Annotated in this window: 10 protein-coding genes and 1 pseudogene; 3 read left to right on the top strand and 8 right to left on the bottom strand. The window is 40.9% G+C overall.

What is annotated here, in order from left to right:
* Window positions 1–29 precede the first annotated feature (29 nt).
* Window positions 30–1,424 (top strand): diguanylate cyclase, encoded by a 1,395-nt coding sequence (locus Q4575_RS10330; RefSeq protein ID WP_303522842.1) that lies wholly within the window; start codon window positions 30–32, stop codon window positions 1,422–1,424.
* 186 nt (window positions 1,425–1,610) lie between these two features.
* On the opposite strand, the gene Q4575_RS10325 is transcribed toward Q4575_RS10330, so the two are convergent.
* Complete coding sequence (locus tag Q4575_RS10325; RefSeq protein WP_215963700.1) at window positions 1,611–1,778, bottom strand: hypothetical protein; 168 nt, start codon at window positions 1,776–1,778, stop codon at window positions 1,611–1,613.
* 178 nt (window positions 1,779–1,956) lie between these two features.
* Here Q4575_RS10325 and Q4575_RS10320 point away from each other — a divergent pair, with 178 nt between their 5' ends.
* On the top strand, window positions 1,957–5,235 hold the full coding sequence (locus Q4575_RS10320; RefSeq protein ID WP_303522840.1) for a glycoside hydrolase family 2 TIM barrel-domain containing protein: 3,279 nt from the start codon (window positions 1,957–1,959) through the stop codon (window positions 5,233–5,235).
* A 283-nt stretch (window positions 5,236–5,518) separates the two neighbouring features.
* On the opposite strand, the pseudogene tatA reads toward Q4575_RS10320, so the two are convergent.
* The 7 genes and pseudogenes from tatA to Q4575_RS10285 all read right to left on the bottom strand — a co-directional run.
* Window positions 5,519–5,662, bottom strand: a pseudogene (gene tatA / locus Q4575_RS10315) (twin-arginine translocase TatA/TatE family subunit); the annotation flags it as partial.
* 171 nt (window positions 5,663–5,833) lie between these two features.
* Window positions 5,834–7,330 (bottom strand): sulfatase, encoded by a 1,497-nt coding sequence (locus tag Q4575_RS10310; RefSeq protein ID WP_303522838.1) that lies wholly within the window; start codon window positions 7,328–7,330, stop codon window positions 5,834–5,836.
* Window positions 7,331–7,528: 198 nt separating this feature from the next.
* Window positions 7,529–9,064, bottom strand: coding sequence for a sulfatase (locus Q4575_RS10305; protein ID WP_303522836.1), 1,536 nt, complete (start codon window positions 9,062–9,064; stop codon window positions 7,529–7,531).
* A 153-nt stretch (window positions 9,065–9,217) separates the two neighbouring features.
* On the bottom strand, window positions 9,218–10,465 hold the full coding sequence (locus Q4575_RS10300) for a DUF6786 family protein (RefSeq protein ID WP_303522834.1): 1,248 nt from the start codon (window positions 10,463–10,465) through the stop codon (window positions 9,218–9,220).
* Between the two features lie 269 nt (window positions 10,466–10,734).
* Window positions 10,735–12,354, bottom strand: coding sequence for an arylsulfatase (locus tag Q4575_RS10295; RefSeq protein ID WP_303522832.1), 1,620 nt, complete (start codon window positions 12,352–12,354; stop codon window positions 10,735–10,737).
* A 249-nt stretch (window positions 12,355–12,603) separates the two neighbouring features.
* On the bottom strand, window positions 12,604–13,068 hold the full coding sequence (locus Q4575_RS10290; protein WP_303522830.1) for an arsenate reductase ArsC: 465 nt from the start codon (window positions 13,066–13,068) through the stop codon (window positions 12,604–12,606).
* Between the two features lie 127 nt (window positions 13,069–13,195).
* On the bottom strand, window positions 13,196–14,686 hold the full coding sequence (locus Q4575_RS10285) for a sulfatase (protein WP_303522828.1): 1,491 nt from the start codon (window positions 14,684–14,686) through the stop codon (window positions 13,196–13,198).
* A 326-nt stretch (window positions 14,687–15,012) separates the two neighbouring features.
* Between Q4575_RS10285 and Q4575_RS10280 the strand changes: the two genes are divergently transcribed.
* Entirely contained in the window at window positions 15,013–16,005 is a 993-nt protein-coding gene (locus Q4575_RS10280; RefSeq protein WP_303522826.1) for an alpha/beta hydrolase, read from the top strand.
* The last annotated feature ends 40 nt before the right edge of the window (window positions 16,006–16,045 follow it).

Genomic DNA, 16,045 nt, shown 5'->3' with positions numbered 1-16,045 from the left:
AAATGTTTTTGCAATCAAGGGTTAATAACATGTGTTTTCTTAGAAAATACCAGTGGTTAATTATCTTTTTAGTGCCATTTTATGCACAGGCCATTGATGTTAATTATTGTGTCGACCCAGACTGGATGCCTTACGAAGCAATGGTAAATGGCCAGCACAAGGGTATTTCTAAAGAATATAAGCAGTTGTTTCAGGAAAATAGTACGATTAATTTCAACCGTATTCCTGCGAAGTCTTGGAATGAAGTCACTGAATTTCTAAAAGCAGGAAAGTGTGAACTCACTTTGATGTTAAATCGTTCGTCTGAACGAGAGCAATACCTTGATTTTACTATGCCCTACTTTTTTGGTCCTAATGTATTAGTTACAACAAATAATCGCCCTTACGTTCAAAATATTTCAGCCGCTGCAGGAATGAAAATTGGTGTAGTCAAAGGTTACCGATTGGTCAGCTACATGGAGCGATTCCATCCCAACTTGCAGGTAACCCTGCTTGATAGCGAACTCAATGGCTTATTAGCTGTAGCAGATGGTGAAATAGATGTTTACGTTGGTTCCCTCTTATCAATAACCAGTAAATTAAAACAGCATAATATTGCTAACTTAAAAATAAACGGCTGGGTAGCAATTCAAGACGAACTCAGAGTTGGCGTAATCAAATCTCGCTCAGCTGAATTATTGCCAATACTTAATAAAGTCATTGACCAAATTCCAGTGCAGGTCCATAACGACATACTTAATCGGTGGAGTAATACCCTAGTCGTTACCGAAACCGATTATACTTTGGTTAGAATGATCACTCTTGGCGCTGTCTTATTGCTGCTAATTTTAGGATGGCGATTCCAAATATCGAGAAAAGTTACCGCTACCTTAACGAAAAAAAACGCGCAGTTACAAAAAATGAGCGCCAAGTTAGAAGAGTCTAACCGACAGCTAGAGTATATTTCTTACCATGACAATTTAACTGGCCTTTATAACCGTCATTACTTCTTAACCACGTTTAATCACCTTTTTAATGACATGCAAAGGCAATCGCATGATGCTTCTTTGATGTTAATTGATATCGACTTTTTCAAACAAATCAATGACAAGTATGGTCATAATGCAGGTGATGAGGCATTAACGCATTTGGGTAAATTATTGAAAAAGGCCATTCGCTCAGGTGATGTCCCTGCCCGCTGGGGTGGTGAAGAATTTGTCGTGCTTATGCCTTCTACGACAGAAAACGACGTCAAACAGGTCGCAGAACGATTAATTCAAAACATTGAAAGTTATCAGTTTCCGATTATTGCAAAACTGACAGTAAGTATAGGTGTGTCGCAGTTCCGAGCCGACGACACCATTAAAACATGGTTAGAACGGACCGACAAAGCGCTTTATCAAGCTAAAGAGCAAGGGCGGAATCGAATTAGATATAGTGCTTAACCCCTTTTTAAACAACATATAATATTAACGAGAAACGTGTTTGTTGACCCAACGCTTAGATCTTTTCTAACATTTGCTTTAAAAGCCTCCCAAGTTAGTGTGTACACACTTTTAACACGGAATAATAAAAACAGCCGCTTTAGTAGTCATCAATAACAAAGTGAGCAACTTACCCTACCTTTCCATTTAACTACCAGTATCCACTAAGCCTAGCTGAGTTTGTAAATACTCCATTTGTAAATACTGCGGTATAAGTACTGCTGAGCGTATGTATTTACTACCGCTAGTTTCTAGCCAAACCATCCGGTTAGTTTCAATTAAGTCGTGCACTTTTACGGTGACGTTTGCGTTCATAACAAAAGTGTAGCGAGGTAACGCAAAAAAATTTAAGGGTTTAGCAAGCCTGTTTGGTTTAATAACTTCAAGCTAATAATAAATGACACTCACCTCGGTGCTTTTTGTCATTTAGCATCTTTCGATTTAGAACGATTATTACGCTACGCGTTTGGTCCATTTTATGAGAAAACTAACAATGAATAAAAATAAAGTTACCCTCGCGGTTGTCACCAGTTTACTGGCGTTAAGTGCGTGTAATAGTAATCAACAGGCTCAAAACACTCCAAGTACATCAAAAAAAGCGCCTGTTTATTGGCAGGACTTGAGTGTTTTTAAAGTTAATACCGAAGCGCCACGCGCGACTTTTTTGCCCTACGATGCTGAATCAAAATTAGCAGCGGATGATTACCAAACCTCTCCGTATTACAAACTGTTAAACGGCAATTGGAAATTTAATTGGTCGGCAAACCCTAGTTCAGTTCCCGCTGGTTTTTTTGACCCCAGTTTTGATGTCTCAAATTGGGATGAATTACCCGTGCCAAGTAATTGGCAAATGCATGGTTACGATTATCCGATATATACAAATAGACAATATCCGTTCCCTAAAAATCCACCATTTGTCCCCGAGGATGACAACCCAACAGGTGCTTATCGTACCAATTTCACTGTGCCAACCGATTGGGACGGGCAGCAAGTATTTATCCACTTTGGCGGCGTTAACTCAGGATTTTATCTCTATATAAATGGCCAAGAAGTCGGTTATAGCGAAGGCTCTAAGACGGCCGCTGAGTTTAATATTACGCAATACCTCAAACCTGGTGAAAACGTACTTGCCGCTAAAGTTATACGTCATACCGACGGTAGCTATATGGAAGACCAGGACTTTTGGCGTGTCAGTGGTATCGAACGCGATGTGTATTTACATACCGCACCGAATACCCATGTAAGGGACTTCTTTGCCAAAACAACACTAGTGAACAACTACCGCGATGGTGTGCTTAATCTAACAATCGATGTCGCCAATAAAAATCAATCGGCCCAGTCTGTTGATTTGGTTGTGAAAGTCAAAGATGCGAGTGGCAAGGTGGTCGCCACCGACAAAAATACGGTTATTGTTCTGGCAAATAAACAGCAAACCGTTGAGCACAAAATAGTATTAAACAATATTAAAGCTTGGTCAGCTGAGTCTCCAAACTTATATCAATTATCGATTAGCACTGAATATAACGACGGCACACCAACTCAACACATAGGTGAGCAAATTGGCTTTAAAACGGTTGAGTTAAGCAAAGGTCAGTTTTTGGTTAATGGCCAACCTGTTTTATTTAAAGGCGTAAACCGTCACGAACATGACGAGCGCACAGCACATGTCGTTAGTAAAGAAGCCATGTTGGCTGATGTTAAAATGTTAAAAGAAAACAACATTAACGCGGTTCGAACCTCGCATTATCCTAACGACCCTTACTTTTATCACTTGGCCGATAAATACGGTTTATATATTATCGATGAAGCCAATATCGAAACACATGGATTTGGATATTCGCCAAAAGATACACCTGCTGCAAAACCTGAATTTGAAGGCATGCATTTAGACCGATTAGAACGTATGGTTGAACGAGATAAAAATCACCCTTCTATCACGTTTTGGTCAATGGGCAATGAAGCCGGCGATGGGATCAATTTTGTTAAAGGTTATGACTGGATCAAACAACGCGACAATTCGCGTTTAACCATATACGAACGTGCCGAGCAGCAATCTAAATACACCAAAGAAAAGCACGTACACCAAGACGCTGTTACTTGGATGTATCGGACAGTCAAAAGGCTTAAAAAAGAATATATCAACCAATACCCAGAACGCCCGTTTTTCTGGGTGGAATACTCACATGCGATGGGTAATTCAAATGGTAACTTTAAAGAGTACTGGGACTTTGTTCGCGCAGAACGTCAAATGCAAGGCGGGTTTATCTGGGATTGGATGGATCAAGGTCTGATTAAAAAAGATGAAAACGGTAATGAATTCTGGGGTTATGGCGGAGACTTCGAACCTGAAGGCGTTCACAATGCTGGCAACTTTGTATTAAATGGCCTAATTAACCCAGACAGAACACCACACCCAGGGTTGTTTGAAGTTAAAAAAGTGTATCAAGATCTGCATTTTTCAAAAGTAGGTAAAACAACTTACCAGCTCTATAACGAAAACTTTTTTGTCGACACGTCAAGCTACAACATGACTTGGCGTTTGATTGAAGATGGTGTTGTTATTAAAACTGGGCAAGTTGACACAGTTGCACAACCTCAAAGTAAAGTTCGTTTTGATTTGGCCAAACAACTGCCTAAATTAAAGTCGAATAAAGAATATTTTATAAATTTCTATGCGACAGCTAAAGGCACACACCCGTTACTTGAAAAAGGCCATTTGCTTGCCAGTGATCAGCTTATGTTGCAAAAAGGCAAAACGTCTACATTTGTAACTAAGGGAGCAGCAAACGTAAAAGTCGCTCAAGATCCTAACCAAACGGCTGTCATTGCCGGTGATGCAAAACTGAAATTTGACCAGGCTGGTTATTTAACGTCTTACCAATACAAAGGTACAGAGATGTTAAAAGAAGCCCTTAAATTTAACTTATGGCGTGCACCTACAGATAACGACTTTGGTGGTACAAACGGTTTAGTTAAACGTGGCAAGCTTTGGAAAACAGCAACCGAGAACCAGAAAAGTCTTGGTCTGAAGGTCGTTTCCTCTGACGCTAACCTGGTTGTTTTAGAACAGGTTGTGGATCTCGCAGAAGCCGATTCGTCGGTTACTTACCAGTATACGATTAACGGTCAAGGCGAAATCAAAGTTGATGTCAATTTTGACTTTGCTGGCGATGCCCGTGTGAAGATTGTAAAAACAAAACCAAATGGTAAAACATTCAAGGTTGATAAATACAGTGAGATCCCTCGCATTGGCACAAACTTCCAAATGCCAGTTAACTTCGACCAAGTTACCTACTACGGTAGAGGGCCACACGAAAACTATTGGGATCGTAAAACCTCAGCCTTTGTCGGTATTTACCAAGGTGAAGTTAAAGACATGGCGTTTGATTATATTCGTCCGCAGGAAAATGGAAATCGCAGTGACATTCGCTGGGCAACCTTAACCAATAAAGATGGCGTTGGTCTTAAAATTATTGGGAATTCCGTGTTTGACTTTAGTGCCCATCATCAACCACAAAGCGATTTTGACCCGGGCGATAATAAAGCCCAGCGTCATTACACTGAGATTAAAAAGCGTGACTTAGTTAACGTAAATGTTGACTACAAGCAAACCGGTGTTGGTGGTGATAATAGCTGGGGGGCAAAAGCGTGGGAGCAGTATCGATTAAATGCTAAAGACTATAGCTATTCGTTTACATTATCTCCAATTGACTCTGTGGAGCCGTATAAGGCAGAGCAGACGATAAAAATAGGGACACATAACGAACTTTAATCGGACGTTATCAAAACACTTTAGGCCACACATAATGAAAGTTATGTTGTGGCCTTTTTTATTGCACTATTTAATGTAATAACATACCGAATGGCTGGGCGATCTGATGAATGCTCTAGTCGCACTGCATTCGCAATATCCTGCGTTTCCACAAAATTAGTTACAGACTCAAAACTAAGCGCCCCCTTGCATAAAGCTAAAGGACGTTTGCTGAACATTGAGAAAATATAGTGACTTTTAGGCGCTAAGTTGACCCAAACGACTAATCGTTTTTAACCACTGTATTATCTGATACTTCTTTTTTAAACCCTTTTAACGCCGCACCTAAGTCGCTACCAACTGATTTAAAACGTTTTGTACCAAACAATAAGACAACAATAATGGCAACTATCACGAGTTGCCACACACTTATACCTGAAAAACCCATAAAAACTTCCTCTAATTAAATAACGACTTATCGCTGACAAAAGCGATGTTAAACGCTCAAACAGGTATGCCGAGCAGATAACGTATTACCACCTGAATTATGCCGGTGACAATTTGCTTGTAAATTTTCTCTATTAATCACCTCGGAAAAAACCTAGGTGCTCAGAGAAGATTATTTACCATTTAGTGGTGATGCCGGCGGTAACGGAACTGAATTTTTTGCGCGCCAATCCACTAATTTTGTTAATAACTTTTGTTTTATTTTTAAATGACTTTTGGAAATATCCACTCGCTCTGACGGATCGTTTTCGAGATCAAATAATTCCACTTTGCCACTTAACAAAAATTGAATAAGTTTATACTGGCCTTCTCGAACGGCGGAAACAGGTCCATGTTTATATGCGGTGTTTATATGCCAAAAAATTGGTTTTTGTTGATACGGTTGACCAAACATTAATGGTGTAAAGCTACTCCCGTCGAGTTCACCCGTGTAATCTTGCACACCGGCAAGATCTAAAAAGCTAGGGAAATAGTCTAAAACCGACACCAGATTTTCATGCCGTGTCGCGGAAATTTTGCTCGGCCAGTTGGCAACCATTGGGACTTTAACCCCTCCTTCATAAATCGAGCCTTTAGCGCCCCTTAAGCGTGTGTCTGTTGATTGTATAGAATTAAAGCCATTATCCGACGTAAATATAATTAATGTATTTTCACGTAAACCACTCGATTCTAAAAAGTCGACGAGTCGGCCAACATTCTGATCTAAAGACTCCACTAACGTGCCATATGCCGCAAGTTCGCGTTTTGCCTTTGAGTCTCTTCCAGTTAACTGTTCTTTCTCTTTGTTTTGGTATTTTTTTAGTAACTCTTCACTTCTAGGAATACTTGGCCTATGCGGGGCGTAAAAATGCAGATTTATAAAAAATGGGCTGTCAGCGTTTTTCCCCATAAATGCAATAGCTTCGTCTGTTAGACGGTCAGTTAGCCATTGGTCGTCGGGTTTTTCGTTGATAAAGGGATTTTTAAATGGTGCTATGTACCCGCCGCTTTTTGACTTATATCCCTCAGTATAACCACGCGCAGGATCCCCCCACCACGACCCGCCAACATTGAGGTCAAACCCCCTCGCCTGCGGATAATAAATAGAATATTTATTTTTATGGTCGTTCAACCAACTCAAATCGCCATTTTTTGGCTGACTTAAATTATCATCAAATGGGTAGTTAACTTCTACTGACGGATCAGGGCCCACGATATGCCACTTTCCTAAATGCGCTAATTTATAACCGGCTTTTTTAAGGGGTTCAGAATATACAGTATGCTCAAGTTGCACCGTGCCACGGGAGAAAATACTGGTCTTGTTATTTCCTTTTTCTAAAACAGGGACACCATAAACTTGAGTTTTAAAAGACTGTTTTCCGGTTAACAATGCCGCCCTTGCTGGGGAGCAGGTAGGATAGGAATATGCATTGTCAAAAACTTGTCCTGAATTAGCTAATGCGTCGATGTTTGGCGTTTCAACCCATTTAGAACCGTTGTAACCAACGTCACCCCAACCGAGGTCGTCGGCCATAATAAATATAATGTTAGGTTTAGCTTCTGCGTGACTTAAGTTCATCGCAAAATAGCCCGCGATAAAAACAACTATCAAACTAGAAAATATTTTCATTACCACTTTCCCATATACGTAATATCGACTCTGAAACGTTTCAAAATATTCATCAGAGGTTGTGCCATATTAAGGTTCTAACCTACGTTTAAACCTCTGCTTTATCGTTTTAATTAGCACGATAAAAGAAAACTCACAGAGACATTGGCGTACCTCTGTGAGTTTAAACCCAGCTGTTTAAAGACTAAAGCTGTCTTGTTATTCGCCTAAAGCCGGTTTCCAAGGGGCACCATATTTTGGAGCCTTAGGGTTTTCTCTTAAAAATTTAGCGTCATTTTGCTGATACCATTGATGCAATGTCTTTTTCATTTCCGCAACTTTTGTTGGATATTCAGCCGCTAAATCAGTCGTCTCAGCCTTATCTTTAGTAATGTTAAACAGCTGAAGTTTGCCATCTTCAAACCGTTCTATGAGTTTCCAATCGCCTAATCGAATCACTGCCCCAGGGAAACCACCTTGATTTGAATAATGTGGATAATGGAAAAACAACGGACGTTCTGCTGAATTTGTTTCGCCATTTATGACAGGTAATAAGCTCTCACCGTCAATTGGGCCAACACGTTTGGCGTCAATACCTAGTAAGTCGTAAAGCGTCGCTGAGATGTCCATGCTAACGGCTGGAACCGAGGTTGACTTACCATTTGATTCGGAACCTGGAACACTAATAATGAAAGGTACACGAATACCGCCTTCATATAACCAGCCTTTACCGCCTCTAAGCGGTAAACTTGATGTTGAATGCGCTTCACCTATAGATAAACCACCATTGTCTGATAACAAAATTACTATGGTGTCGTCTCTTAGGTTTTTGGCTTTTAGTGAATCCACAAGTCGGCCGATGTTTTCATCAACCTTTTCGACCATCGCAGCATATGTTGGGTTCGTTTGCACAACACGATTTAATTGTGGTTTATCCGTTGGCCAAATTTGTTCAACTTGAGCAAACTCTGGTGTTTTATCTAGTTGAGAAAAACGTTCACGATACTTATTAACAAGCTTCTTTGGCCCTTGCAATGGCGTATGAACAGAATAGTAAGACATCATTAGGAAAAATGGCGCGTCACTTTTTGCATACCCATCGACCAAATTGATGGCTTCGTTGGTTAAGCGATCCGTAAGGTATTCACCATCTGGGCCACTGGTTAAACGTGGATTTTTATAAGGCGCAAAATAACCCCCACTTGGCGACCCCGCGGCATGGCCGGCAATATTAACGTCAAAACCATAAAACTCTGGCCACATTTGCTCTGTTTGCCCTAAATGCCATTTACCAATAAACGCAGTTTGATAACCCTCACCTTTTAAAACGCTGGCGATAGTGGAACCTTGCTCCGGTAATTTTTCGACAAAGGAAGCGGGTTTAAATTTGCCTTCGCGATATTTATGTCGACGGCTTTTGTTACGGAAGAAGTCTGTCGTGCCAATTGCCGTTGGATGTTTGCCGGTGATCAACGCAGCTCTTGTGGGGCTACAAACCGGACTTGCGGCATAACCATCGGTAAATAACAGACCTTCACTGGCGAGCTTATCCATACTTGGTGTTGAATATAGTGTATCTGGATTATAAGCCGCGACGTCAGCCCAGCCTAAGTCATCAACCAAAATTAACAAAACATTGGGTTTCTTTTTTGTTTCTATTTCTGTTGTCGGTTGCGAAAGACAACCGGCTAATCCAGATACAAAAAGGCCACCTAAAACGAATTTAAATACAGTATTAATAACGCTATCCTCCAAGGCTTCAGACTAAACCCATCACACATTGGTTTTAGGTTTGCGTTAATTGAGGCTGAAACTCACATTGTAATTGATAAATAATTGCTAAATCATTTGAGGGTTTGGTAACAAAACGGTCACCAAACCTCGATAAATATCTAAAAAAAAACGCTTTTATTCCTTAAATGCCGTTTTTACGCTATTTAAGTTAACCCCAAATAATGATTTGGAAATAACATCCAATTGCGCTTCCGGCCCTTGAATATGGTAAGTCGTTTGGATGTGTCTAACCGATTGACCGGGTTTTAGCGCCGCGGCAGGCGATGAGGTTTCCAGCTCATAAAACGGCCCTAATGGCGCAACGCCAGGCTCAGGGGAACCATCATTGTATGAATTAATGACGTCACCTGCATAAGGCTGATCTTGCAGTTCCCACATCGAATTTACATAGCCATTTGGTGCGGCTTGTTGATTATATGTAACAATATTAAGTACTTGCCCCGTTGCGTCATAACTACCTGCGATGCCTTTAGACCGTTTATCGCTAATACCAATTTTTCCGCGTTTTGTACCATCGCCTTTAAAGAACAATTCACTGTCGGTGACTTTAAGGTAATCCGCTGGCACTTTACCAAAGTAAGCGTCATTCACTTTTGCGCCATATTTTGATTCTGGGCCAGATTCAAACGGGATCACAACCGTTGTCTCAGGTGATGGGTTATACATGCCTAAGATCCAAATAGACACAAGACCGGTTTCTGCAGTCCAGGTATTTTGACCACGATTTGTCACGCGATTGTCCGTCTTATAGGCAACCACTTTTAAACTGTCATCTAGGTTAATGCCAAGTGATTCGCTTACCTTACCTTTACTCAGCAATTCAACGGTACGTTCAATTCCAACATCAAATTCAGTGCCGCTGTAGTTAACCAAAGTCGCTTCGTGAGCAAACTTAACTGACTGTTCATTTTTAGTAACGATACTAAATGCTTCGGTATCGATTACCGCAGGTGTCTTCCAATCTGAAAATTCAAATTTGTCACCGAGTTTAAAGAACAGGCCAAACTGTCCGCCTTCAGGACCAAACCAAAAACGCTCTTCACCACCAAAAATGTATATATGATCTTCTAGTTTGCCCTTCTGCTCTTCGGCAGTTAAAAATCCATTGGCGATAACCGGACGGTTGATCCAACCAAAACTTGGACCAGAATGTTGATCGAAAGATGAGGTCATGACTCGACCTTGATACTCAGGCGCAATCGCAACGGCGGCGTCGCCATTAGACAACATAACAATGTTTGTGTGTTCTTTCATAAATGCTACATCGTCGGCAAACGGGCCTTTTTGCTCTGTGCATCCGGTTGCAATCGCACAACTGATCAAACCGAGACACACAGATTTTGTCAAAACAGATAAATTCATATTTTTTTCCATTGTTAAGGCGAATCGAGCGAGCAAAGTAACTCTTCATCGCGCTAACCTATTGGTCAGCGCTGTTGCAAGTTTCCGATCCAACTTTTCGTCAATATTCATTGCTGAATTATTTCAGCTTTCCAAAGGTGACCTTACTAAATTAACCGGCTCATCTATTAGATGCACGTTAACGTGCCGCTAACTGCAATAGCACAAAGCAAGCAGCAAACACGAGGTTTAGGTCATAGAACCATTTTCAAAATGGCAAATTCATAATGTTATAAACGGTTTGATCTATAACGTTTTAACAATTGCTCCATCTCAGCCACAACTTCTGGGTATTGGTTGTATAGATTTGTCGTTTGATTCACGTCAGCATCGAGATCATACAATTGTGCAGGTGGTGCATCCGCTTTAATCTTGCCATTTACAATGTCACTATTAGGTGTATTTACTAACGTTGTGACAGCAGGTCCACCCCAGGCATGTTGATGTGGCTTTGAGCCTTTAAAGCCACCGTCATTCTGTGCTCCGATGTACATCCATTTACCTTTGCGTAAACCAACATGAGTTGCTTTTCTAGGAGTTACTATCATTTCAGTGCGCAGAGGCGTTGTCGCTTCACCTAAAATTGCTGGTAGCATATTAATACTGTCATTACTGTTATCTGCGCTTAATGGATGTCCTGTTAATGCAGCAAATGTCGCAAACATATCCACATTGTTGAGCATTTGGTTTGACACACTTCCGGCTTTTATTTTGCCAGGCCACCAAGCAATAAATGGCACTCGATGCCCACCTTCCCAAATACCAAACTTAGATCCTAAAAGATCACCATTGATTTGATGGCCTTTAGCAGCGGCATTACGTCCGCCTAAATTAAACATCCCACCATTGTCGCTGGTGAAGATAACTAAGGTATTATCTGCAACACCGGCTTCTTCTAAACTCGCCATAACTTGGCCGACTATCCAATCTAACTCTTCGACAAAGTCGCCATATAGCCCACTTTCGCTTTTGCCTTGAAAACGTTTAGCTGGGGTAAAAGGGTGATGGACATGGGTTGTGGCTAGATACATAAAAAATGGATTACCATCTCGGGCTTTAATCCAGTCGGTTGCTTTTTCTGTAATTGTGGTGCCAACACTATAATCGTTGTATAGAGAATGTGCTTCTGCGCCACCTTTAAACATATTTGCGGTACGTTGGGCTGCTTCCGCTGGAATGGGTGTAATAGGAGTCGCGTCTTTATGAACTTTATGCTTGGGCGGTCGGCCGAGATAAACTAACGGATCTTCGGGATCCCATCCAATAATCTGATCATTTTCAACATAAACATAAGGCGGTGCGCTGTTGACAACGGGAACGCCAAAATAATAATCAAAACCGAGTTCGAGTGGACCAGGGCGCAGCGGTTGTTGCCAGTCGTTTTTCCCTTCACCAAAACCTAAATGCCATTTACCTAATACTGCGGTATCGTAACCTTTGTTTTTAAATATATCCGCGATGGTCGTGGTATCAGGATCGATAAGCAACGGTGATTCTATCGGTGCAGGTCCCCATATTCCTTTGCCATTATTTGCCCTCAATGGGTACTCACCAGTCATTAACCCGTATCGAGAAGCGGTACAAACAGCAGAAGCGGAATGGGCGTCAGTGAACTTAACACCTTGTTTTGCAAGTTTATCAATATTTGGCGTTTCCAACTTTGTTGCACCGTAAGAGCTTAAGTCCCCATATCCTAAATCATCAGCAAAAATAAAAACCACGTTTGGTTGTTTACCGCCTTGATTTTGGGCTTGTTGAGAACTCAATAGTTCAGTCTTATTTACCGCTTCACAAGCCGTTAATGTCAAAGCGACAGTTGCAACTAAACCTGCTAACCTCATGTACGTCATGTTTTCTCCAAATAATTTGTTACACAGCACCTTGTTAAACAGCACTTTCTTACACAGCACTTTCCACACAACACTTAGTGTATTTTTATTTATTAAAGCACAGTACTTTTAGATTTCAAAGCCTTAAAAAGTTAGATACAGGGTTTTGTATATAAATAAAAACACAAAAACAAAATAGTGACTTAGTCATAAAAATGTCATTACCGCCAACTGACTTTATAACTGTCATTAAATTTCCTGAGCGACGTCTTATACGACCGACTGCAGCGCTTTGAGTTGCTCAGGTTTAGAAAGTGTCGAGAAATCCAAGGACATTAATTTATGCACTCGCCGCTCAATGCTTTCCATAACTTGATAAAAAGCATGTTTAAATTCACTTTCTGTACCATCAAGTTTTGATGGGTCCGTTAATTCCCAATGCACTTTTAAAGTATCGTCAAACCAATGAGGACAAACTTCCGCCGCGGCACTGTCACATACAGTCACGACGATATCGGGTTTAATATCTTCGAAGTCATCCCAAGACTGACTTTTCAATTTGTCAGTTGCTATGCCCTTTTCTGCTAAGTACTTAATCGACAGTGGATGTACTTCACCAACGGGCTGACTTCCTGCACTAAATGCTCGGTACTTACCTTGAGCTAACTGATTGGTGATCGCTTCGCTCAAAATGCTCCGACACCTATTGTGGGTACAGATATATAAAATATTCATATGTGTTCTCAGTTTGGTACTTAGCCTATTTAATCATTGATATAGCGCTAATGATCAAATGGTTAAGCTATATATAAAGAGCACCTCTAAAGCGCCCTTTGTTCTCTGATCAAATATTGTAAAAATACTATTTCTTTTTCTTAACCCACCAGCGATCAATTTTTTGTGGATTTTCCATTGGTGGCACCCGCTGATCTCGACCGATTTGATGAACATCCCCAAGTTCCTCTCGTGCGTATTGAATATCTGCATCAAAAGACGCCACTATGTCTGGGTGCAAATTGGCCACATCGACTTTTTCACCTCGATCGGTTTTTAGATCAAACAACATGTTTTGAGCAACTTCTGTGTGAACACGGCCACCGGAGGAGTTTTCATGCCAAAATGGTTGGTCGGCAATTGTGCGCGGAAGATGCAGTTTCCAACGACCTTTACGGATAGCTTGAAGATTGGTGCCGTTGTAGTAATAAAGCACGTCATGAGGACTATTTAGGCTCTTACCACGCAGAATATTTAACGTATTGACGCCATCTAACTTTCTATCACTTGGCAACTCTGCCCCAGCAATTTCAGCTAAAATCGGGAATATATCCATGGATGTCATAGTAATGCTGGAATCCTGGCCTGCCGGAATGACACCTGGCCACTTAAATAAGGCCGGAACAATATGCCCGCCTTCCATCGTGGTGTACTTTCGGCCGTTTAGTTCACCATTACTCCCCGCAAAATTCGCGCCGTTGTCAGACGTAAATATCACTAGCGTATTGTTTTCTAACCCGTGATCTTTTAACGCTTTAAGAACGCGGCCTGTGCTGTAATCCATTTCGTGAATAAAATCACCATATCGGCCTTTTTCGGAGGTGCCTTTAAACTGTTTGCTAGGGCGATGAGGCGAATGCACTATATTGTGAGCAAAATAAACAAAAAATGGACCGTCCTTTTCTCGTTCAATGAAAGAAACAACTTCGTTCGTATAAATTTCTGTGACTTTCTCTAAATCAATATCGACTTCTGAAATTGTTCGCCCACGGTACAAATCATCATTTTCTTTTAAGTAAGGGTATTTGACGCTATTTTTTGGGGCCTTATAAAAATTGCCTTCTAGTCCAACATATTCGTCAAACCCGGCATCTAAAGGGTGAGAACCTTTCTCTTTTAAGCCTAAATGCCATTTACCAACCATTAAGCTTTTGTAACCTGCTGGTTTTAACATTTCAGGGATAGTGATTTCGTCAGGATGCAACCCAAAATGACTGTCTATGTGTTTATGACTCATCGGATTTTTAGCGACAGGTATGCCATTTCTCATCGGATAGCGGCCTGTTAATAACGAGGCACGAGAAGGACTACAAACATTTGCTGGAATGAAAAAATCGCGACTTACAAACCCTTCTTCACCAATTTTGTCAATATTTGGCGTTCTGATCCCTTCTGCACCAAACGACTCGATGTCGCCATACCCTAAGTCATCTGCAAAGATCACCACTATATTTGGCTTTTGTTGCTGCTCAATTACCGATTTAGCATTTGCCGAATGGTCAGGTTGATTTATTAACTCGCACCCAGCACTTAATAATACAAAGCTTACAATTAATGACCTGCTCAATTTATTCCTCACGCCCACTCCTCCGCAATAAAACTTTTCGGCCCGGCAAATATACTTTTAAATATAAGACCACAAAGCAACAACAATACTAATATAAAATAAAAACAAGCCAAGACAGATAAAACCGCAAAAATAAGATTAAACCCAATCAAACCTTGCACTAAAGTGTTAAGTACAATATATATAAAAACACACAAATCATATTGTTTTTTTAATTAAAAATACGTATTTCTGCTCGTAAAACTGTTTTTAGTAACCTAGTTAAAACGTTCGTAAATTCTTGGTGTTGATCCAAAAACGAAAATTCAATTGAAGGCTCACTGGAGATAGATGTAAATATGGTACTTAAGTTTACAACCCGCAAAAACAAGTTGTGGGCAACCGTCAATGAAGCCGCTTTTTTTATACAAAAATGTTTTTTTGCGACGCTTGTGCTGTTCTCGTTGGTTGCAAGTCCCATAGCGATAGCAACTGTCGCTAAAGACTCAATTAAGGTTGGGAATGTTTGGGTCAACACAAAAGCAAAACCAAGTGAAATTATTAATTACAAAATAATCGGCGCTCGCGAACTAAAATTACATATTTTTCACGGCGTTTCGAGCAATGATAATGAACACAAACCTGCATTAATTATGTTTCATGGTGGTGGCTGGAATTCTGGTAACCCTACGAGTTTATATGACCAAGCGGACTATTTCTCTAAAACAGGGATAACCACAATATCGGTGGAATACCGCACTTGGAAAAAAGACCAAACACCGCCTAATGTGTCGTTAATGGACGCAAAATCGGCCTATCGTTGGGTGTTAACAAACGCCAAAACGCTAAATATAAACCCTGCCAAAATAGCTGCCGGAGGCGTTTCAGCCGGGGGCCATTTAGCGGCTTCATTGGCAACGATAAAAGGCTTTAATGCGATAGGAGAAAAGCCACTGCCCATTCAACCAGTCGCACTTGTTCTATTTAATCCAGTTGTCGATACGAGCTCACAAGGACACGGGTATAACAGAGTTAAAGAGTTTTGGCGGGCTATCTCGCCAATTCATAATGTCGCTCAAGGACATCCACCAACGCTAACCCTTTTAGGCTCAAACGATCGCGTACTCAGCGTTGCAACCGCGAACAAATATAGAGACAACATAGTGTCGGTGGGTTCTTACGCCGTGAACCACATTTATCCAGATAAAGCGCACGGGTTTTTCACCCGCACTCGTTCAGAATTACTTTTTGTCGACACCTTACTTAAAGCTCATGACTTTTTGTTTAAAACAGGAATCGCAGCTGCACCGTCATCGGCAGTTAGACCGACGCAACCAAATATCAATAATTAACTATACAAACTTTAGACCTAACAGGGTAACTACATTTAGA

The sequence above is a fragment of the Psychrosphaera sp. 1_MG-2023 genome (assembly GCF_030548245.1).
GTDB classification, from domain to species: Bacteria; Pseudomonadota; Gammaproteobacteria; order Enterobacterales; family Alteromonadaceae; genus Psychrosphaera; species Psychrosphaera algicola.
This window is presented reverse-complemented; position numbering and strand designations above follow the sequence as displayed.

Excerpts from the sequence above, each read along its gene's own strand:
- Q4575_RS10330 (WP_303522842.1), top strand. The coding sequence starts at position 30 with ATGTGTTTTCTTAGAAAATACCAGTGGTTAATTATCTTTTTAGTGCCA.
- Q4575_RS10325 (WP_215963700.1), bottom strand. The coding sequence starts at position 1,778 with ATGAACGCAAACGTCACCGTAAAAGTGCACGACTTAATTGAAACTAAC.
- Q4575_RS10320 (WP_303522840.1), top strand. The coding sequence starts at position 1,957 with ATGAATAAAAATAAAGTTACCCTCGCGGTTGTCACCAGTTTACTGGCG.
- Q4575_RS10310 (WP_303522838.1), bottom strand. The coding sequence starts at position 7,330 with ATGAAAATATTTTCTAGTTTGATAGTTGTTTTTATCGCGGGCTATTTT.
- Q4575_RS10300 (WP_303522834.1), bottom strand. The coding sequence starts at position 10,465 with ATGAATTTATCTGTTTTGACAAAATCTGTGTGTCTCGGTTTGATCAGT.
- Q4575_RS10295 (WP_303522832.1), bottom strand. The coding sequence starts at position 12,354 with ATGACGTACATGAGGTTAGCAGGTTTAGTTGCAACTGTCGCTTTGACA.
- Q4575_RS10290 (WP_303522830.1), bottom strand. The coding sequence starts at position 13,068 with ATGAATATTTTATATATCTGTACCCACAATAGGTGTCGGAGCATTTTG.
- Q4575_RS10280 (WP_303522826.1), top strand. The coding sequence starts at position 15,013 with ATGGTACTTAAGTTTACAACCCGCAAAAACAAGTTGTGGGCAACCGTC.